Genomic DNA, 18,336 nt, shown 5'->3' on the forward strand with positions numbered 1-18,336 from the left:
CCATGGAAACAGTTCATTGTATCACTATATTTCTGTTGAAGTATGCATCTAGACGGTTACAACGACGAACATCTCTTCAAGCTACTGAAAGACGGTAGCGAAACAGCCTTCAATGCCATCTTTAACCGTTATAGCAAACGTTTATATGTGGAAGCCTATAACCGTTTACAAGACGCAGATGAAGGGAATGATATTGTGCAGGAAGTGTTCTTCTGGTTATGGGAAAGAAAGAGTTCCCTGGAAGTGCCGCAATGCCTGAAAGCTTACCTGGTGCAGGTAGTAAGGAATAAATGCGTAGACCTGATCCGTAAAAAGACCAGTACACGCGGTAAAAAACAGCAATACACCTGGCTGGCCGACACCTACACTACCGCATCCCCGATAGAAAATAAAGAACTTGGCAGGCAGCTGGCAGCAGCCATTAATAATATCACGCCCGCCAGCAGGCAGGCCTTTGAGCAGTTATACTTGCATAAAAAAAGCCTGAAAGAGATCGCTGACGAAATGGACATCAACGTCCAGTCGGTAAAGAACCACATTCACCGCGCACTGAAAGTGCTGCGCGAAAATCTGAAACATAGCCTGTCATAAGTACCTTTTAGCGGTTTTCCCGACTGTAAGGGTACTATGAATATAGACGAAACCCAACTCGAACAATTGGTACTGGACGAACTGGGAGGGATCATTACCCCCGAAGACAGTGCCACCCTCAAAAAACTGCTCGAAGAAGAGCCGGAAGCACTTATTATCCGAAATGCCATCTACGAACAGTTTTCGGGACCTGAGGAACAGGCCTTTCTGGCCTTGTTACCCGAACATTTGCCCATCGAAAAAGTATGGGCTAAGATCCGTAAAAGAAAATGGATCAGGGTCATCGTACGCTCATCGCTTAGTCTAGCCTTTCTGGCCTCAGTGGCCTCCGGCATCTACATATCATTCAAGCCAAAGCAACTACAGCCTAAGGCAGTTGTCCATGGATTGTCTCCCCTGAAAAGTGTTGCACTGCAGCTGCCCAATGGTGAAGTTGTCAACCTGGGCAGCACGCAGCAACATGTTACCGTAGGAGATGTGACCCTAAACGCCGGACAAAAAGAGGTAGCCCTTAAAGGAGAAAATAATAAGGGCATGGCCATGATCACCGTACCCGCCGGCCAGGACTATAAAATAAAACTCCCCGATGGTACAGAAGTACAACTGAACGCCGCTTCAAAGATGGCCTTCCCCGTGGCATTTACCGGCACTACCCGTGAAGTGACCATACAGGGAGAAGCTTACCTGAAAGTAGCCACAGACCCCAAAAGGCCATTCATTGTACACCTCCCTAACAGCACCGTACAGGTCCTCGGCACAGAATTCAACGTCAACACCTACGACAACGCCCATGAAGAGATAGCCCTTATAAAAGGCGCTATCAAACTGAAAGCTGATTCTACCACGCTCATGTTGAAACCAGGATATGCAGTACGATACCAGAAAGGTCAACGTATGCAGGCTGTACGTTTTGATGCGGAAGAATTATTAGCATGGCGGGAGGGTACTTATGTATTTCATGCGACGACTATAGACGAAATGTGCAGTGTTTTGAAAAGATGGTACGGAATAAATATCATTTATGATAACGCCAACACTGGCCAACGCCGTTTTACCGGCTATATCGACAAATCCAGGCCTATGCAGCATTTCCTGGATGATTTAAAATTTACAGGACACTTTGATTATTACTTTGATAATGACAGTGTCTTACACATAAGATAACGTTACAGGGGCTTTAAATTTTGTCATGCAGTTTTGAATGTAAAATGATGTTATTTCACGAGGAAGAACTATTATTGTCTGTGAAAAGAGGCGATGCATCAGCTTTCGCTACACTCTACCAACGGTACCGTCCGCAACTGCTGATGGAAGCATACCAGAAGGTGCGCAACCAACAAGAGGCGGAAGACATCGTACAGGAGATCTTTACATCTTTGTGGCAACGGCGCAGGGAGCTTTCTATCAACATCTCCCTGAAGCATTATCTGTACAGGGCAGTACATTTACAATATGCATACAAATGCCGGCGCAATGAGGTAGCCCGCAGGTTTGTATCACATGCCTACTACACCTCCCCGGAAAGCGCCGTGCCCCGGAACCTGGAGAACAAAGAACTGGGACAACAGATCCGGGAAGCTGCCAGACATGTGTCCGCCCCGGCATGCAGGAAAGTATTCGAACTGCTCTACCTGCAGGACTGGAGCCATAAAGAGATTGCACAGGATATGAACATCCAGCCACAGGTAGTAAAAAACCAGGTGAGCCGTGCACTGAAAGTGATCCGTACCCGTTTACGCGAAGTGGAAGTTGTATAAAGCATTCCGTCTATTTACAGGCATTAAATAACCAAACCATGTATACCTCACCATCCGGCGTAAATAAGCTGCTGCTCCTTGAAAAACTAAACCCCAATTATGTTTCTTCCACAAGCATTCCGGAGGAATACCAGTCACTACTGATACCTGCTGCTGGTCACTGTTACCGGGAAGATGCAGAAGCTGATATCTTATCCCAGCATATTGACTTCGGTCCATTCTCACTATGGACACATGATATCTGGGCGAAGAAAGACTTTGTGCTTTGTCCTTCCATACCTGAACACATGTGGTGTTTACATGGTTTATATGAAGATAGTCTTCACTTTGAAGATCCGGCTGCCCCCAGTTACCTGCTGGAAGAAAAAGAATTCAATCTCTTTAATCTACCTAAAGGTCTACACAGGATCCCCATTACCGAAGGAAAGAAAGTCCTCTCCTTCCATATCAATATCGAACAGGACGTACTGAAAGACATGGTAGAAGAATTTCCCAGCCTGGAGATCCTGGCAAACAGGACACCGGCCGAAGCTGGCGCCATCAATACATATCCATACCATAGCAACCTTGTATGTGACTTCCTGGTAGAGAAAATACTGTCCTGCCAATATGAACCTAAAAGGGCATACCCTTTTCTGTTCCGTGCCTGTATAGATCTGCTGAGAAACATTGCCGCCCAGGAAACCCTGGCTAGTCAGCCATTGATGTCAGAGAGTGTCCTGAATGCGGATAAGATCCACCGGCTGGCCAACTACCTGCGGGAACATCCCTTTATAAAACATACACTTGTTCAGCTAGGATATATATTCAAGGCTAGTGGCAAACAACTGGCGTTTGAGTTCAAACAACATTTTGCACTCAGCATTCATGAATTTATGCATATGTGCAGGATGATGCACATATATGATGTGATGCAGAAAGCGAATACGCCTACGGAAAAAATAGCCGCCATCAGCGAGTATCCGAATGTAACAAATATGCTCATCCAGTTAAAGGACTACTACGCCTGCATGAGAAGCACTACTTATCAATGATCGCCCGAACGGTGTCCAAAGGCAGTGAACCGTAATTCGCCCGTTTGATCTGTCTGTTCTTGTCATAGAACACCAGCAAGGGATATGCCTGCCCTCCATAATATCTGAAAAAAGTGTTATCATAATCCAACCCCAGTTTCACGTTAGGAAATTTCTCTACATTATATTTTTCCTGGTAGCGCTTCACTTCATGAAAGCTTCCGGCACTAATGAAAACAATATTGATATCTTTCAACGTATCCATTCCAGCTACCATTTTTTGGGACATGGTATCGCATGGCTTACAGGCAGGACCATAAAAGTATAACAAAGTAGGATGCCCTTTAGCAAGACTGTCTGTACTGAACTTCGATACAGTATCTCCCTTCAGCAATACAATCGGTGGCAATGCTTTCGGATCTTTAGGCATATTGTCAATATGAGGAGCTTGGGTACAGCTGGCCAGACCCAGGGCAAACAAAAGGAGTAGCTGTTTCATATCGTATAGATGGTTAACCAAAGTAATATAACTTGTTTAACCCGGATAATAGTTAGGAGATAGCGTATTACTACCTGCTATCATTCCAGCAAATGTGTCACGCCAAATATGAGGCCCGCCAGCAGCAAAATACAAACGATCGGCACAACCACTTCATAAAGAAAAGCTTTCATCTGCTCTTCCCGCTGCTTTCTTACCTGCAGAAATAAACGATGTATACGCTGATCACGTGCCAGCCGGTCCTGTCTTTTCCTCCAGGTCTTCAGCGTGATCTGCACTAAGGGTTCATTATCAAAAATATCCTTATTGGGTGAAGTGCCGGCATATCTTTCCAACTCCCGGACCAGCTCCTCATTACTTAATTCATAGTATGTACCTGCCGGTGTCTCATGTCGAAGAATGAAATCATTGATGAGCAACAGCTGGATGGTAGCAGGGCTTAAATACTCCTTCATCGTGTCGTGGTCCACAGCAGTGCTCTGAGAGTCTGCAATCAATAGTTTCTCCAGTACATAACGTACTGACAACCGGTCCTGGTAAGAGGTTATTTTTTTAAGCAAATCCGTATAAAGACCGGCCTTTGCATTAGGGATGTTCAGCATATCTTTTGAATTCATTATCCCTGTCGGATAAATAACTATTTGGTACTCATCACCAACTCATTGTTTAACAGATTTTAACGCAGCCATCATAAAAACTCCCATGCTACGCAGCAACACAAATTCTCCCTATCTCCTAACTATTCCTCCCTGTATACCGCATAACTTTAAAAAACCCGTTAACCACAATCAAGCTCCCCATGAGTAACCCGAGCCTCAAAGAATATATTTTCAAAGACCCCAATAACCGCCCTTACGTCTGGACAGCCATTATCGGCATCATTCTCCAGTTAATGTTCTTCAAATACCTCTATCCCTTTGCCAGTTACATTAACGGAGATTCCTATGCCTACATGGAAACAGCGCACCAGAACCTGGCTATCAATACCTACCCGGTGGGCTACTCTATGTTCATACGCCTGTTCAGCGTATTTACACATTCAGATACTGCCCTGGTGGTATTCCAATATCTAATGCTGCAGGCCAGCCTGCTGTCACTGGTATTTACACTATTTTATTTCTATAATCCACACCGCTATACCAGGATCGGATTGTTCGGTTTTATGCTGTTTAATCCCGTATTCCTGTACCTGGCGAACTATGTATCCAGCGATACACTGTTCCTATCATTAAGCATCACCTGGTTCACTATATTGCTATGGATCATTTACCGCCCTTCCCGCAAGCTGATGATCTATCATGCGCTGGTATTGTTCCTGGCATTCACAGTGAGATATAATGCGCTTTATTATCCATTGATTGCAGGTATCGCGTTTTTACTCTCTAAACAAAGCATCCTGCAAAAAGTATTGGGATTAGCCATCTGTATAATATTATTAGGAAGCTTTATTGAATACAACAAGAGTAAATACTACGAGATAAGCAAGAAGCGCATCTTCACACCATTTACCGGCTGGCAGATGGCGAACAACGCCATGTACGCATATAAATTCGTTCCTAAAGATCAACGGAAGCCTGTACCCAAGAAGTACCAGGTACTGGATAAAATGATACGGGAGTATTTTGACAGTACGTTCAATAATCCGAAATACCCGTTTGAAATGATGATGGCCAGTACCGTCTACATGTGGACACCCGGCCTGCCCCTGCGTAAATATATGCACGATCAGTTCAAGAAAGACTCCACGGCTCCCGAACTCAAACGCTGGGCCAGCGTATCTCCTTTGTACGAAGAATACGGCAAATATATCATCAAACAATATCCCATGACATTCGCCAGGTACTATCTCCTGCCGAATGCCCTGAAGTACTACGCCCCTCCCATCGAGTTCCTGGAATATTACAGTACCGGCGTAGACAGTGTACATCCCATTGCCCAGATGTGGTTCGAATATAAAAGCAATAAGATCACCACGAAGTTCAAAGACTTCAAAGTAGATATATTAAACTTCTATCCCATCCTGGTGGGTACGATGAACGTGATCTTTTTCCTGGGAATGATCGGGTTTGTTTTACTACAGGGTTACAAACAGCAGCCGCTGATGGGTAAAGGGTTATTGCTCGTGGTCTGCCTCTGGCTAACAAACTTCGGGTTCAGTATATTTGCCTCACCCATTGCGTTACGGTTTCAGCTATTCCCTATACTGGTCATGACTTCTTTTGCTTTCCTGTTCATGGAATACCTCATAAAAGAAGCGACCAAAAAAGAATGATCACTGACCTTCATCGTCATATACCAGGGTGCTCGTCCAGGGTAAGCCTAAAGCGGCATCATAGGTATAAGGAACGCCACCTATGGTTACCCAGGTCAGGGTCACACTGGTGTACAGCGGCCTGCCTGCATTCACCGTAGGTTGTGTAGGACTGGTCGGAAAGTTACGGTATGGAGACATGTCGGCCAGCGTGATCCAGCGGCTTATTCCATTAATTGTTACCCGCGTGCTTACCGTCATGTATAAATTATTAAATCCCCGCAGGGATTTGGATGCAGTGATCCCTGCCGTTACTGCCGACAGTACAATGATAAACAGTATTGTCCTTGCCAGTTTCATAGTTATAAAGTTTTTGTCTAAAGTTATAGCTAGAATAGACAAGCGTGCATACTACACTCCGCCAGAACTTTAGAGACAAGTCCTAATATCCTTCATTCTGTTTCAATTTGGGATTCAACATAATGTCGCCATGAGGAATGGGGAACAATTGTTTATAGTCCATCCAGGCGATGCCTTTTTCAGTTGCTGTTGCATACATCACTTCTCTTGCGCTGTCATACCGTTTCAGATCCAGCCAGCGATGTCCCCATTCTGTAAAAAGCTCTACCCTCCTTTCCTGTTCAATCGCTTTTAACAAGGCAGTACGGTTCATTGCTACTGTATAACCTATTCCTGCCCTTCGCCGTAATTTATCCAGGTCAGACCTGGCTCCCGAAAAATCATTTATGTACACCTTGGCCTCCGCTCTGATCAGGAAGACTTCTGCCAATCGCAATACAGCCAGGTAAGGCGTAGGCGATTTTCCACCTTCCGCTAACCTGTATTTATGTGGATAATAATAGGTATTGCCACTTGTCGTATCTTCTCCTATCCATGTTGTAAGACGCTGGTCGCCCCGCTCAAAAGCCTTCAGCAGCCGCTTATTCACATACAAGGGCTGTTCTTCCCTATCAGGCCCCTGCTGCAATACCAGCAACGCTGCATCTTCATTTACACCGGTAGCATTGGTATTCTCCAAAGCCCAGATGAATTCTCTGCTATATTGCCCAAAGGCCTCCGGCAATGCAGGAATAGCATACAACCCATTACGTGTTATTACATCTGTCGCCTCCTGTTCTGCTGCTACCCAATTTTTCATATACAAGTGCACCCGGGCCAGCAAAGCAACAGCAGCCCATTTATTAGGCCGCAACCGCTCAGGAACTATCGTCTGTACATCCCCACCCAGATATTCTTCTCTTAACAGGGATACGGCTTTCTTCAGATCATCCTCAATCTGGTTATATACCTTTTCAACACTGCTGCGGCCTGCGGTGGTATTGGTATTCAGATCTGTGGTAGTGAGCAGTGGTACATCGCCAAAGAAATTGACAAGATAGAAATAACAAAAAGCCCGGATGAATTTCGCTTCCCCGGTGAGTTGTTGTTTCACGGCGGGCGTTAAAGCCTTTGATCCCTCAAGTCCTTTGAGCAACATGTTACATTGCTGTATGCAATTATAGAGTGGCGCCCAGAATGGGCTATCATCGGCAGTTAATGTATTCTCATAACAACGCTGAAACTCGCTGTTCCCTTCCATTAAGCCCAGTTCATCACAGTACAATCCACAGAAAACAGAGATCCCTTTGCCGCCTGTCGACAAGCCACTACTATTAATAATAGAATAGATACCCGCCATAACTGCAATTGCGCCGCTATCTGAACTATACACCTCTTCAGGCGCCATTTTATCAGAGGGCTCCCCTATATCAATTATTTTCCTGCATGACAGGCAAGTGTAAGATAGCAGGCAGCATAAAAACAATACTCGCATATGATGTCATTAAAAATGATATTGTAACCCGATTTTGACAGTGCGTAAAAATGGTAAAGCCGTCCTGCTAAGGGTTTCGGGGTCCAATGATTGATAATTGGTAAATGTGAACAGATTGCTGACGTTGCAATAAACCCTGTATTTCCTGAACTGCCGGGCAACAGTAATATTATTCATCCGTATGTACCAGACATCCGTAAAGACAGCTGTACTGTTCAGGTACTTTTTATAATCCGCTTCAGCCGACGATGCCTGAGTAGCCCTTTGTACCAGTGCATTATCACCTATCGTTCTCCAGCGATCGGCAACATAAACATGCTGATTCCACATCGTACCAACCATATGCTGTTTGTCAATAATGGCATTCTCCCCCATACGCTTCATATATTGCCCGGAAAAGGCCAGCTCAAAACCATAGCATGTACATGTCAATCCAAAGCCACCATAGAACTGAGGAGAAGTGTTGATGGCCACTGTCCTGTCATTTTCATTCAGGGCCGCGGCGTTCACTGTCTCTCCTTCCCTGTTCCTGTAGATATACTTCCCTGTCTTGGGATCAACACCGAGGAAATCATAGTAAAACAACTCTCTTAAAGGGCGTTTTAACTGTGTCTGACCTGAAGGCGCAGCTGTCAGACCTGGGAAAGAAAGCAGCATATTAGTACCTCTTGCCGCATTAAAACGTATTGCCATGTTCCAGTGCTTACGCTGTACAAGCTTTGCATTCAGTGTTAGTTCTACGCCGTTGTTCTGTATAGTCACAGGCATATTCCGCTGCATGGTCCCGCCACCAGCCATTTCAGGTAATGGATATTCCACCAGCTGATGTTTTGACCGGTTACGATAGTATGCTGCCTCAATCTCCCATCTGTTATCGAAGAAACCAAGATTAACAGTAACATCCTTCTTGTAGGTCATTCCACCCGTTAAAGCACTATTCTGCTGCTTGGCCGCCATTAGTCCGTCTACAGACTGATAACTACCTGCCGGCTGATAGCTTCCCGCATACTGATAATCTGCTATCTGATCATTCCCTGTAGCGGACCAGCCCAGCTGCACTTTTCCATAACTGAGGCCTGGCAGCGCATGCCGTACAAACGCCTCTCTTCCAAACTCCCAGCCTATTGCGCCACCACCGAACCAATTCACCTGTTCATCTTTCCCGAAGCGGCTACTGCCATCTCTGCGTAAGATGAGCTCCAGTGTATATTTCTCTTTCCAATCATAGTTTATGTGACTATATACTCCGGCATATTTGTAACGGCTGGAGAACGGAATACGCTTTACTGTCTGTATTGTCTCATAATGCAGAATGTCCTGATCCCGTAGGAATCCGGCAGCATCAATCGTTGTATTGTTTGAATAGATACTGTTGTAAGCCCCACCCAGTTTCAGCACTATCCGATGCGAATCACAGCGCAGCTTAAATTGTACAGAAGGCTCAAAAGCAAACGTGTGGGAGAGGTAATTGTTTTCAGTCGAAGAAGCAGTTAAATTACCTCCTTCCTCTCCCCTCTTTGCAATGGTCGTGATGGAGGTAGTGTGTCCTCCCATATGATGATATCCTGCCATTAGCATAAAACTCAACCAGGACCTGACATGGTAAGCGATATTGGTAGTAGCCAGTATATTGGATATGCGGCCATAAAAATCCGGCATGGAAGTAATTGAATTATTCAATGCATAGTTGACCTTTCCGTTCTTAAACAATGGAGGCGCATTGGGAGGTAGCGCAATACCTGCAGTATAGTCTGCACCAGGCAGGCTCGTTTCATTAATATTTGCCAGTACTGTTGATGAGATAAGAAGGCGGTTATCCATCAGTTTCATATTAGCGCTGCCATGCAGGCCATACTTATGATCTCCGTAATTATTGCCTTCCCGCATAAATGGAGTAGAATTCTCCCCATAGCTTCCACTTATCCGGTACTGGACTGCTTCCTTCTCTCCGTAAACTGTAACGATAGCATCCCTGTAATGAGCGGTATTACCTATTAACACCTTCTGCCAGTCAGTATATCCGCGAGGATCCCAGCTAAGCATATCCTGTGCTTTCCCATTGGTTGGCCGCAACCCGTCATTGTTCCATGCATCCCAACGCAGTTGAAGGTATTCGGTCGTTTTTAACAACTGCTCCCGGCGTGGCACCTTGCCCCAACTATAGGAAACATCAGCCATAACATGTGTTTTGTCAGTATGAGCGGCTCTCTTAGTGTAGATCAATACTACGCCATTAGCACCCCGGGCGCCGTATAACGCAGTCGCAACTGCACTTTTCAATACGATGATAGTATCTATATCTGCGGTTGAAAGATATGACAGTGTAGAACTGGATTGGCTCATAGTGCCTTCTCCCCCTTTGAATTCCGGAGCTAGTATCACGTCATCAACAAGATATAAGGCCTGGCTGTTTCTGTCCAAACTGGTAAGGCCTCTTATTTCTGTATTTCTGCTGGACGCAGATCTTCCGTTGGTACGCTGTAACAGGACTCCCGGAATCTTCCCGCTAAGGTCATCTGCTATATTGGTCTGCGCGCTCATTGTAATAGCCCTCATCTCCGGGAAATGGTATTCACTGTCCCTCTGACGGGGCTTCTTTGGCTTTTCTCGCTTCTTTGCCTCCTCTGGCATCTTTGTTTTTTTGCCTTTTGCCTCGTATGGCCCTATGTTATTGGTCTGTTCTTCCAGTCTAATATTTAATATAGTATCCCTCGGCACCGTGGCATCATAAGTAGCTAGACCTACACAGCTCACACTGATGGCTGTCCCCACCTTTACATTGTACAACCAGAAATTTCCATAAGCATCTGTCGTCTTCCCACTTTTGGCATTATTCAGCCTTACAGACGCCTTATCTATGGGATGTCCGTTTTTATCAGTAACCACCCCATGGAACATCTTGATGGTATCTGCCATTTCTGGGCCTGACGCTGCTGACTTTATGCGAAAGCCAATGTGTGAACCACTGATCGTGCATTCGATAGGCTTATCCTTGAATAGCATTACCAGGAACTTGCTCAACTGTACTTTCCTGCATTTTACATGTACGGTATCCCTCAGGTCGACGCTATTGTTGATCTCAAGAACATATCCTTTTTTCCTGAGGACTTCAAACACGTCTTTCAGCACCATACTTTTCCGTGAGATTGTCACAAGAGAATCCAGCTCCTGTACCTGGGCACTGGATGTACCTACCGCACAGCAACAAATCAACATTACGACAATGCCTCCAACAAGCTGGCAGCAGGTATTGGTAGATTTGGTCATTCTCTAAATTTTGTTTGTTAAATAAAATACCGACCAAAAGGATCGACATAGGAGTAAGTACAGGTATTTAAATACCCGCATTGCTTCAGCGCATGAATATGAAATTATCCTCGCCGTTTTATACTAGTATCATAAACTTCCTTATTCTTCGTGCCTGTTTAGCTATTTTTTTTATTAACTACTTATTAACCTACCCGTGAAAAATCATTCAATAATTTGCCGATCAACCAACCATGTTTAATTTTAAATTGATACAAGATGAATCTAAACGAGAATGCAATAACCGATCTGCAGCTAGTCGAGCAGATAAGAAACGGGGACATGCAGGCCCTTGCCCTATTGTACACACGTCACTACACGCCGCTGCTGCTGATTGCCCGTACCAAATCGCCACACAGAGATGCAGCAGATGAAGCAGTTACCGATGTCTTCCTCTCACTCTTAAACAGAGAGAATGAACTGACCATTACAACAAGTGTAAAAGCATATCTGGACCAGTCAGTTCGCTACCGCTGCATGACCATGTATTCGATAGCAACAAGGAAAGATGAACTTCGCAAAAAGTACGGGATGCATTTAGCAGATGAGGAACCTGCTACCAATCGCATGGAAATGGCTGAATTGCGGACTGCATTATACGCTGCACTACGTTTACTGCCCGATCAGTTGAAAAGGGCTATAGAACTTTCTTATTTTGAAGAAAAAGAGAAAGAGGATGTTGCTACAGCGCTGGGAGTATCTCCTGCGACGGTAACAAAATACATCCTGGAAGCGCGCAAACGCCTTCGCAAATGTCATTCTCTTAAAACATTTCTGTCATAGTATTGATCTGATAAGGAAGCTTTACATTCTAATATACATAACCATTGGACAAGGAACAGATAACCCAGTTAGTAATCGATGAACTGGTGGGCGATATTACACCAGAGGATGCGGCCATGCTCAAAAAGATCCTGGCAGAAGAGCCTGATGCTGTCACTCTTCGCCAGGACATTATCAGGTTACTGACGGAAGGGGATATGAAGGGAGCACTGGACGAAGAAATATCTGTAGAAAGAGCACTCACAAAGCTGGAAAAACAAAAAGGTAAAACAAGGAAGGGCTTTTTTCGCGGCCCCGGCACCTTTATCATCATATTAATTATCCTTGCCGCAACGCTTCTCTTTTATAAACAATGGCAACAAACAACCATATCAAAAACCTCAGCGGATCTGCAGGCCACTATGTATAAATACCCGTTGCTCATGTTCACAGACGGCAGCTTTATCAGGCTGGATAAAATAAATGACAATAAGATCGCCAATCTTACATCCGGCAAACAGCACAATACCGCCTTCATTCACGGTGCTATAAACCAGTTTGAGAAGGCGACACTCATTACCGCACGGGGTGAAAATTATCAGCTTGTACTGTCTGATGGAAGCACACTCTATGTTGGCCCGAAAACCTCTGTAACATTTTTCCTTGGCCATACTGGCCCTCGCCGTGAAATTGCTGTTAGCGGACAAGCATTCGTAGAAGTAGCACACGATCCGCAAAGGCCGTTTATTGTAGATTTGCCACAAGAGGGTAAAATTCAGGTACTGGGAACATCATTCAATATAAATACCGAACACCAGGGAGGTATACAGGTAGCGCTAAAAGGAGGTAGTGTCAAAGTGGAAAACGGACAAGGATCTACCCTCCTGACACCAGGTTATGCTGCCAGTTGGCAAAAAGGAACAACCATTGATACAGTAAAATTTGACGACAAAGTGGTGCTGTCCTGGCAGCAGGGCAGGTATACCTGCTCCAAAGCTACATTGCGGGACCTGGCCCGGGTAATGGAATGCTGCTACCGTTATCCTGTCAGCATCGATGTCCCGGCTTCAGTAGATACATCGCGCTTCATCGATGGGGAATTGGTCAGAGGTACTTCCATTATAGATTTTCTCAATACCGCAGTCATTTTCCCATCACACGACAAGTTTAAATATTATTTTGACAAGGATAGTACATTACATATTTCTCTCAACCATGTCCCATAAATTAACCATCGCTGAAGAAAGACTATTGCTAATCAAAATCCGTAAAGGCGATATAGAAGCATTGGAAATATTGTTCATGTCTTATCGCCAGAGAGTATTCTTGGATGCCTACCTGCGTCTGAAAGACCAGGCAGCGGCATGGTCAGTCACCACTGAGATCTATTCCTGGATTTGGCAATATAAACCTGGCCTTTCCCCATTTACTTCCATCAAATTAATGCTGCAGGAAGAGGTGAAAAAACGAACCATTGTTCAACCCTAACTGTTATTATACTCCAAACCCTCATCATAATGTCACCGTTAACACAAGGAGATGCCAAATTACTGCCGTTGGAAGGTAAGCGCACCTCAGATACAAATGCCGCCCGGATACCGGAGGAATATCTTCAGTTATTACTACCCTACGCCGGGATCCATTGCTGGCAGCAGGCTAACGTCCAGGTTCTTTCCCAGCATCTGCAACTAGGTAAGTTTTCTCTGTGGGTGCATGATATCATGGCCTACCGCGACCAGGTGATCTGTCCATTTGTACCATTTCCCCTGTATACCTTACACTATCTGTATGAAAGTAGTCTTAACATCAGAATGCCCCATTCACTCCCCTTCCAGCTGGAGGAAGACACCTGCAATCTCTTTCACCTCCGGCCAGGAGTAAGTTATCTTCCCCTGGAAGCTGGCACTAAAGCCGTGTCTCTCAACATTAACATACTTCCCGAACACATGCCCCAACTGGCAAAGGGTCACCCGGTCTTGTACCAACGGCTTAGTAAAGTTTCTGCCGGCAACCGGGTTGTCAACAAGCACCCATACACTATTAATGCCGTCAGCAACCTACTTGTCACAAAGATACTAACCTGCCGCTACCTCCGGCAGGAGGCGGCCTTATACCTGGAGCGCTGCTGCACTGACCTTTTCAACATCTTCTGCCGCCAGTATACTATCGAAGATAAATCCATGTTCATTGACGATGTAGACACCTATGACGTTTACCATAGGATCTTCGAGTATATGAAGACACATACAAACATCTATTACGATATCCACAAGATATCCTGGATGTATGAGATCCCCGAAGTGGAATTAACAACCGGCTTTTTGAACACTTTTGCGATCACTATTGAGGAATGTATCCATATGTTAAAAATGATGAAGGCCTTCGACCTGCTGATGCAGCAAGACCATGACTTCAGTGAGATAGCCGCGGCAGTGGCCCTGGATACAGAGACCATGATCGCCAGCGTGGAGGAATATTACAATTTTAATATATCCGTTCAACGGAATTAGGCATCCTCATTCTCTTCATCATCAGATAATAGCCGTTTTTTCACCTGATTCCATGCGGCAATAACCTCATCATCGTCCATTACCATACCGGAGTCATCTGCCCCTTGTGCACCTTTCTCCTTTTTCCTTACATAGAAAAACAGCAGCAGCAACAGGGTAGCACTGCCCACAGGAATAAGTTTATCCTTTACCGTCAGGTTGATGGTCAGCGGTGGCGTATCCAGGCCGCCCGTCCGTTGCTTTTCGAAAATGATCCTGACAGATCCCTGCTGACGGGATACCGGCTTGTGCAGGAACGGGATAAGCAATAATGTAATTATCAATATCATATTCGAAGTGCCATGCTGGGCTCGCTTCTTCCTGTCTAAAACGGGGTTCAATTTCTTTTTCATATAGTTGGTTTTGTCCTCCCACTATATATAGTCTATACTTAGGGGTAAAAAAGGATGAAAAGAAAGAAGTTTTTTTTTAAAAAAAAAGAAGTCCCCCACAAATATGGGGGACCTTCCAGTCAGAATGATAATGACTGCGTAGTTACAGCACTACTTCCTTCGGTGTCTCATTACCGGGAGTATCTACTGCAATAGCAGTGATCACTGTACCGGCCAATGCGGCATTTGCGACAGTAGCGGTATACAACCAATCCAGCGCGTTAGACTGCAGTACAGCATTGCCTTGTTCTACGATTGCTCCAGCAGCAGTGCGGATGGAGACGTTAACAGCGGTGACTTTAAAGTCATCCAGTGCTCTGATGAGCAAGGTGTCACCTACTGCGCCCTGGTAGTTTTTAGTCGTGATGCTTTCAACCACAGGTGGTTTAAAGGCGTCTTTGACAGCCATATTGTAGGCGCTTTGGTCAGGACCAGCGAATGCCTGATACGCTGCCTTCACAACAGGATCCAGAATTGCCGCCTTTGCGTATTGCATTGCGCGTTTAAATCTGCGCTGGATACCCAATTGTTCCTCGGATGGGGGAACGGAACTTGCACCCCGTTTCTTTCCGAGAATGATAGCGCCGGAACGCTTCTTTGTTAAAGTGAGCATATCAGCAATAGTACCTGATGCTCCTTTCAACACGATATTATCAGTTGATTTTGCCATAATGTTTAAAATTTTTAATGTTTAGAAATCTTTTTTGACACTTCGCTTGGCCGTCGCTTCTTCGATGCTTCTTCGTCGCTTGTTCGTCCAAAGAAGTATTTGTCTTTTTGCCAACCTGCCAGTTGAGTGGAACAAAAGGCGTCTCTCTCTTGTCCCGGACGCGGCCTCAGTTACCGGCGATTGACAGTGCAATATTACGCCGCCTGAAAGCCGCTACCACACGAATTTAGACGGCATTCGAACAACCCATATTTGCGATGGGGTGAAAATTTGATGAACGGTTACGGATAATTCTTTTGAAAAAAATTTTATCAAAATGAATTTTTGAATTTATTTTTTTTCTTAACTTAGTAGGATATAAAGCATCACTTGCTTTAAGTCATGAATAGATTCAATCTACATACCATCCTTTCAGTCCTACGACTACGACTATGTCTAGGACTATCCCTACGACTAGGTCTACTATAAGACAACAGTCGTGCAGGTGAACAGCACCTGCTCATGACATAAAGGTCCTCCTACCCAAATCAATTTTCACTACACAAATGCGGAATCCCTAAACATCTATGCAGATGTTGGCATTCTAATTATTCATAATCTCAAAATTTCCATTTTATAAATGAATTATATCACTCATCTTAATTCATTCTTCGAGAGAGCCGAAAACCAGGATTGGCTTACTCCGCACCACCAAAGTTTATATCTTACGCTGTTCAGGATCTGGAATCAGACGATGTTCAGGCAAACATTTACGATCTATCGCGATAAGGTCATGGGAAAAGCCAAAATCGGCTCCAAGACTACATATTACCGATGTTTGCGCGAACTTGAAAACGCAGGATATTTCAAATATCATCGGCCACGAACGAAATACGAAGCAGGCGCAATTACAATGACTATCTTCTCCTGTCCCAGAAATGAACCTATACAAATCCCGGAAATGAACCACGGTAGTCCCACATCTGGGACAGCAGATGTCCCACAAATGGGACACTTTCCTAAACAAGACACTGAAAATTTATTAAACGCTAATTCAAACGCACGGTCAATACCTACTCAGGACGAAGTACATCAATTCTTCCGTGAGCACCAATACCCGCTATTTAAGGCTGTCTCCTTCTGGTATCAGCATGAAAGTAAGAACTGGCATTCCGGCGATTCGCCCATCAGAGACTGGCAGGCACTCGCGCATAAATGGATGGCTGATAAAAATGCGGCAAACCCTAAAACTAACAAAAATGCATCCTATAGTGACAAAACAGATCAGGACTATCAGGAGCCTTTTTGATTACCGGCAGATACTGCGGGAGCTGCAGCAGAAAGGGAAACAGCTTTTCGGAGATCATTTTATGCTCTATAAGGAAGATCTGCACGTTTTGGTGCCAATCATAGCATGGATGTTACGCGATGAAGATGTGGCAGCACAATGCAGCATAGACCTGAAAAAAGGGATCTTTCTTTCAGGGCCTATTGGTGTAGGGAAAACACAGATCATGCAATTGATGCGTTATCTCACCCATCCCACTGAAGAATATAAAATAATAAGCTGTACAAAGCTGGCACTGGATTTTGGAAGGAAAGGACCGGACACCATACACGAGTATACGTACGGTAATTTCAAACCGGACGGCATTCCGCAAACCTACTGTTTCGATGACCTGGGTAAAGAAATTATCGTTAAACACTACGGAACATCCTGCCAGATCATGCAACAGATCTTTCATGCCAGGTATGAGCTTTTTATTCAGTGCGGAATGATCACACATGCTACTTCCAGTCTGCACACCCTGCAGATCGAAGAACGATATGGAGCCGAAATAAGAAGCCGCCTGCGGGAAATGTTTAACAGAATAGGCTTTAATAAAGGAGCAAGCGACAAAAGAAGAAGTAACTAAAATTTTTAATCTAAAACTATCATAATTATGAAAAAAAACAACACGAGCAGACACAAGCTCAAACGCCTTCGTGGCCATTCTGCAGAACGTCTTCACAACGATCCTGCTTTTGAGAACGTTCGCAAAAACTGGCAGGACTTTACCACCGCTGCCAGATCAGCAAAATTGCTGCGCACTGTTATGGAAAACATTATGGAGCCGGTACATGACAGAAGCCGTCAATGGCGGTTAACCAAAGCAATGTCGCAGGTACTCAGATCTGACAAATCAAATCCCCGGGGAGAGTATAAGCCAGCAGACGGTGACCTTAAATTGCTGATAAATGTCGAGTTGAATACAGGTTTTCCTTTTTGTGAAGTATTTCCTGAGAGCTTGCTTAATTTCAGGATAGACAAAAAGAAGGTCAGGTTGAACATATGGCCTATCATACATGATTCTCCGCAGCAACATCCCTTGGCAGCTACTGCAACCGACCTGGAGATCAGGTTAGCTGTTGCAGATATTAATTTTTCACAACAGTCATTTAACATCAAATGGGCATCTTCCGGTATGTTGCCTTTTTCTGATCCCGGATTAGAACATAAACAGCTGACAGTAAAGCTGGACAAAAGCAGCAGATTGCCGTTATTTTTGTTTCTTGCTATTAACTTCTATAACGAAGGCTTTAAAGAGAGGATAAATGCGATAAAGCTTGTGCATGTATATACAGCCGAAGATGAGTGCGAAGACAGCGCCCCAGACACTGACTTAAAAAATCTAAACTTTTGATATTCTCTTAACCCCAGTATCCACTACTATTTCCATGTTTGTTTGTGAG

General features: G+C 44.6%; 19 protein-coding genes. 12 read left to right on the forward strand and 7 right to left on the reverse strand.

Going from position 1 to position 18,336, the window contains the following annotated elements:
- Positions 1–42 precede the first annotated feature (42 nt).
- The 4 genes from F3I09_RS32640 to F3I09_RS32655 are packed head-to-tail and all read left to right on the forward strand — an operon-like array spanning position 43 to position 3,382.
- Complete coding sequence (locus tag F3I09_RS32640; protein ID WP_149699251.1) at positions 43–591, forward strand: RNA polymerase sigma factor; 549 nt, start codon at positions 43–45, stop codon at positions 589–591.
- 36 nt (positions 592–627) lie between these two features.
- Entirely contained in the window at positions 628–1,755 is a 1,128-nt protein-coding gene (locus tag F3I09_RS32645; RefSeq protein WP_149699252.1) for a FecR family protein, read from the forward strand.
- A 44-nt stretch (positions 1,756–1,799) separates the two neighbouring features.
- Positions 1,800–2,348 (forward strand): RNA polymerase sigma factor, encoded by a 549-nt coding sequence (locus tag F3I09_RS32650; protein WP_149699253.1) that lies wholly within the window; start codon positions 1,800–1,802, stop codon positions 2,346–2,348.
- 38 nt (positions 2,349–2,386) lie between these two features.
- Positions 2,387–3,382, forward strand: coding sequence for an AraC family transcriptional regulator (locus F3I09_RS32655; RefSeq protein ID WP_149699254.1), 996 nt, complete (start codon positions 2,387–2,389; stop codon positions 3,380–3,382).
- Here the strand turns inward: F3I09_RS32655 and F3I09_RS32660 are convergent.
- Complete coding sequence (locus tag F3I09_RS32660) at positions 3,369–3,860, reverse strand: thioredoxin family protein (RefSeq protein WP_149699255.1); 492 nt, start codon at positions 3,858–3,860, stop codon at positions 3,369–3,371. The genes F3I09_RS32655 and F3I09_RS32660 overlap by 14 nt on opposite strands.
- An 80-nt stretch (positions 3,861–3,940) precedes the next feature.
- Positions 3,941–4,477, reverse strand: coding sequence for a hypothetical protein (locus tag F3I09_RS32665; protein ID WP_149699256.1), 537 nt, complete (start codon positions 4,475–4,477; stop codon positions 3,941–3,943).
- 182 nt (positions 4,478–4,659) lie between these two features.
- On the opposite strand from F3I09_RS32665, the gene F3I09_RS32670 reads away from it, so the two are divergent.
- Positions 4,660–6,132 (forward strand): hypothetical protein, encoded by a 1,473-nt coding sequence (locus F3I09_RS32670; protein ID WP_149699257.1) that lies wholly within the window; start codon positions 4,660–4,662, stop codon positions 6,130–6,132.
- Here F3I09_RS32670 and F3I09_RS32675 read toward each other — a convergent pair whose 3' ends face one another.
- The 3 genes from F3I09_RS32675 to F3I09_RS32685 all read right to left on the reverse strand — a co-directional run bounded on the left by F3I09_RS32675 (position 6,133) and on the right by F3I09_RS32685 (position 11,212).
- Positions 6,133–6,471, reverse strand: a complete 339-nt coding sequence (locus F3I09_RS32675) for a hypothetical protein (protein WP_149699258.1) — start codon at positions 6,469–6,471, stop codon at positions 6,133–6,135.
- Positions 6,472–6,553: 82 nt separating this feature from the next.
- The gene (locus F3I09_RS32680) at positions 6,554–7,945 is read right to left on the reverse strand and encodes a RagB/SusD family nutrient uptake outer membrane protein (RefSeq protein WP_149699259.1); all 1,392 of its coding nucleotides are present in this window, start codon (positions 7,943–7,945) and stop codon (positions 6,554–6,556) included.
- 9 nt (positions 7,946–7,954) lie between these two features.
- The gene (locus F3I09_RS32685; RefSeq protein ID WP_149699260.1) at positions 7,955–11,212 is read right to left on the reverse strand and encodes a SusC/RagA family TonB-linked outer membrane protein; all 3,258 of its coding nucleotides are present in this window, start codon (positions 11,210–11,212) and stop codon (positions 7,955–7,957) included.
- A gap of 258 nt (positions 11,213–11,470) precedes the next feature.
- Here F3I09_RS32685 and F3I09_RS32690 point away from each other — a divergent pair, with 258 nt between their 5' ends.
- From F3I09_RS32690 to F3I09_RS32705, 4 genes are read left to right on the forward strand one after another with little or no spacing between them, the layout of a single operon-like run.
- Positions 11,471–12,034: an RNA polymerase sigma factor gene (locus F3I09_RS32690; RefSeq protein WP_149699261.1), complete on the forward strand. Its 564-nt coding sequence runs from the start codon at positions 11,471–11,473 to the stop codon at positions 12,032–12,034.
- A gap of 44 nt (positions 12,035–12,078) precedes the next feature.
- Entirely contained in the window at positions 12,079–13,239 is a 1,161-nt protein-coding gene (locus F3I09_RS32695; protein WP_149699262.1) for a FecR family protein, read from the forward strand.
- Positions 13,229–13,501, forward strand: coding sequence for a hypothetical protein (locus F3I09_RS32700; protein WP_149699263.1), 273 nt, complete (start codon positions 13,229–13,231; stop codon positions 13,499–13,501). Before F3I09_RS32695 ends, F3I09_RS32700 begins: the two co-directional genes overlap by 11 nt.
- A gap of 29 nt (positions 13,502–13,530) precedes the next feature.
- The gene (locus F3I09_RS32705; protein WP_149699264.1) at positions 13,531–14,523 is read left to right on the forward strand and encodes a hypothetical protein; all 993 of its coding nucleotides are present in this window, start codon (positions 13,531–13,533) and stop codon (positions 14,521–14,523) included.
- On the opposite strand, the gene F3I09_RS32710 is transcribed toward F3I09_RS32705, so the two are convergent.
- Positions 14,520–14,915 (reverse strand): hypothetical protein, encoded by a 396-nt coding sequence (locus tag F3I09_RS32710; RefSeq protein WP_149699265.1) that lies wholly within the window; start codon positions 14,913–14,915, stop codon positions 14,520–14,522. The genes F3I09_RS32705 and F3I09_RS32710 overlap by 4 nt on opposite strands.
- A gap of 142 nt (positions 14,916–15,057) precedes the next feature.
- Positions 15,058–15,624 (reverse strand): hypothetical protein, encoded by a 567-nt coding sequence (locus tag F3I09_RS32715; protein ID WP_149699266.1) that lies wholly within the window; start codon positions 15,622–15,624, stop codon positions 15,058–15,060.
- A 619-nt stretch (positions 15,625–16,243) separates the two neighbouring features.
- On the opposite strand from F3I09_RS32715, the gene F3I09_RS32720 reads away from it, so the two are divergent.
- From F3I09_RS32720 to F3I09_RS32730, 3 genes are read left to right on the forward strand one after another with little or no spacing between them, the layout of a single operon-like run.
- On the forward strand, positions 16,244–16,912 hold the full coding sequence (locus F3I09_RS32720; RefSeq protein ID WP_149699267.1) for a hypothetical protein: 669 nt from the start codon (positions 16,244–16,246) through the stop codon (positions 16,910–16,912).
- The gene (locus F3I09_RS32725) at positions 16,863–17,519 is read left to right on the forward strand and encodes an ATPase (RefSeq protein ID WP_149699268.1); all 657 of its coding nucleotides are present in this window, start codon (positions 16,863–16,865) and stop codon (positions 17,517–17,519) included. The genes F3I09_RS32720 and F3I09_RS32725 overlap by 50 nt, the downstream gene beginning before the upstream one ends.
- 27 nt (positions 17,520–17,546) lie before the next feature.
- Positions 17,547–18,287, forward strand: coding sequence for a hypothetical protein (locus F3I09_RS32730; RefSeq protein ID WP_149699269.1), 741 nt, complete (start codon positions 17,547–17,549; stop codon positions 18,285–18,287).
- Positions 18,288–18,336 lie beyond the last annotated feature (49 nt).

Origin of the sequence: Chitinophaga sp. CF418 (assembly GCF_900142925.1) — a bacterium.
Taxonomy (GTDB): domain Bacteria; phylum Bacteroidota; class Bacteroidia; order Chitinophagales; family Chitinophagaceae; genus Chitinophaga.

What these genes read in the sequence shown, in the direction of transcription:
- F3I09_RS32715 (WP_149699266.1), bottom strand. Translation starts at nt 15,624, where the DNA reads ATGGCAAAATCAACTGATAATATCGTGTTGAAAGGAGCATCAGGTACT.
- F3I09_RS32700 (WP_149699263.1), top strand. Translation starts at nt 13,229, where the DNA reads ATGTCCCATAAATTAACCATCGCTGAAGAAAGACTATTGCTAATCAAA.
- F3I09_RS32720 (WP_149699267.1), top strand. Translation starts at nt 16,244, where the DNA reads ATGAATTATATCACTCATCTTAATTCATTCTTCGAGAGAGCCGAAAAC.
- F3I09_RS32660 (WP_149699255.1), bottom strand. Translation starts at nt 3,860, where the DNA reads ATGAAACAGCTACTCCTTTTGTTTGCCCTGGGTCTGGCCAGCTGTACC.
- F3I09_RS32685 (WP_149699260.1), bottom strand. Translation starts at nt 11,212, where the DNA reads ATGACCAAATCTACCAATACCTGCTGCCAGCTTGTTGGAGGCATTGTC.
- F3I09_RS32705 (WP_149699264.1), top strand. Translation starts at nt 13,531, where the DNA reads ATGTCACCGTTAACACAAGGAGATGCCAAATTACTGCCGTTGGAAGGT.
- F3I09_RS32725 (WP_149699268.1), top strand. Translation starts at nt 16,863, where the DNA reads ATGCATCCTATAGTGACAAAACAGATCAGGACTATCAGGAGCCTTTTT.
- F3I09_RS32675 (WP_149699258.1), bottom strand. Translation starts at nt 6,471, where the DNA reads ATGAAACTGGCAAGGACAATACTGTTTATCATTGTACTGTCGGCAGTA.
- F3I09_RS32730 (WP_149699269.1), top strand. Translation starts at nt 17,547, where the DNA reads ATGAAAAAAAACAACACGAGCAGACACAAGCTCAAACGCCTTCGTGGC.
- F3I09_RS32640 (WP_149699251.1), top strand. Translation starts at nt 43, where the DNA reads ATGCATCTAGACGGTTACAACGACGAACATCTCTTCAAGCTACTGAAA.
- F3I09_RS32690 (WP_149699261.1), top strand. Translation starts at nt 11,471, where the DNA reads ATGAATCTAAACGAGAATGCAATAACCGATCTGCAGCTAGTCGAGCAG.
- F3I09_RS32650 (WP_149699253.1), top strand. Translation starts at nt 1,800, where the DNA reads ATGATGTTATTTCACGAGGAAGAACTATTATTGTCTGTGAAAAGAGGC.
- F3I09_RS32665 (WP_149699256.1), bottom strand. Translation starts at nt 4,477, where the DNA reads ATGAATTCAAAAGATATGCTGAACATCCCTAATGCAAAGGCCGGTCTT.
- F3I09_RS32670 (WP_149699257.1), top strand. Translation starts at nt 4,660, where the DNA reads ATGAGTAACCCGAGCCTCAAAGAATATATTTTCAAAGACCCCAATAAC.
- F3I09_RS32680 (WP_149699259.1), bottom strand. Translation starts at nt 7,945, where the DNA reads ATGCGAGTATTGTTTTTATGCTGCCTGCTATCTTACACTTGCCTGTCA.
- F3I09_RS32645 (WP_149699252.1), top strand. Translation starts at nt 628, where the DNA reads ATGAATATAGACGAAACCCAACTCGAACAATTGGTACTGGACGAACTG.
- F3I09_RS32655 (WP_149699254.1), top strand. Translation starts at nt 2,387, where the DNA reads ATGTATACCTCACCATCCGGCGTAAATAAGCTGCTGCTCCTTGAAAAA.
- F3I09_RS32710 (WP_149699265.1), bottom strand. Translation starts at nt 14,915, where the DNA reads ATGAAAAAGAAATTGAACCCCGTTTTAGACAGGAAGAAGCGAGCCCAG.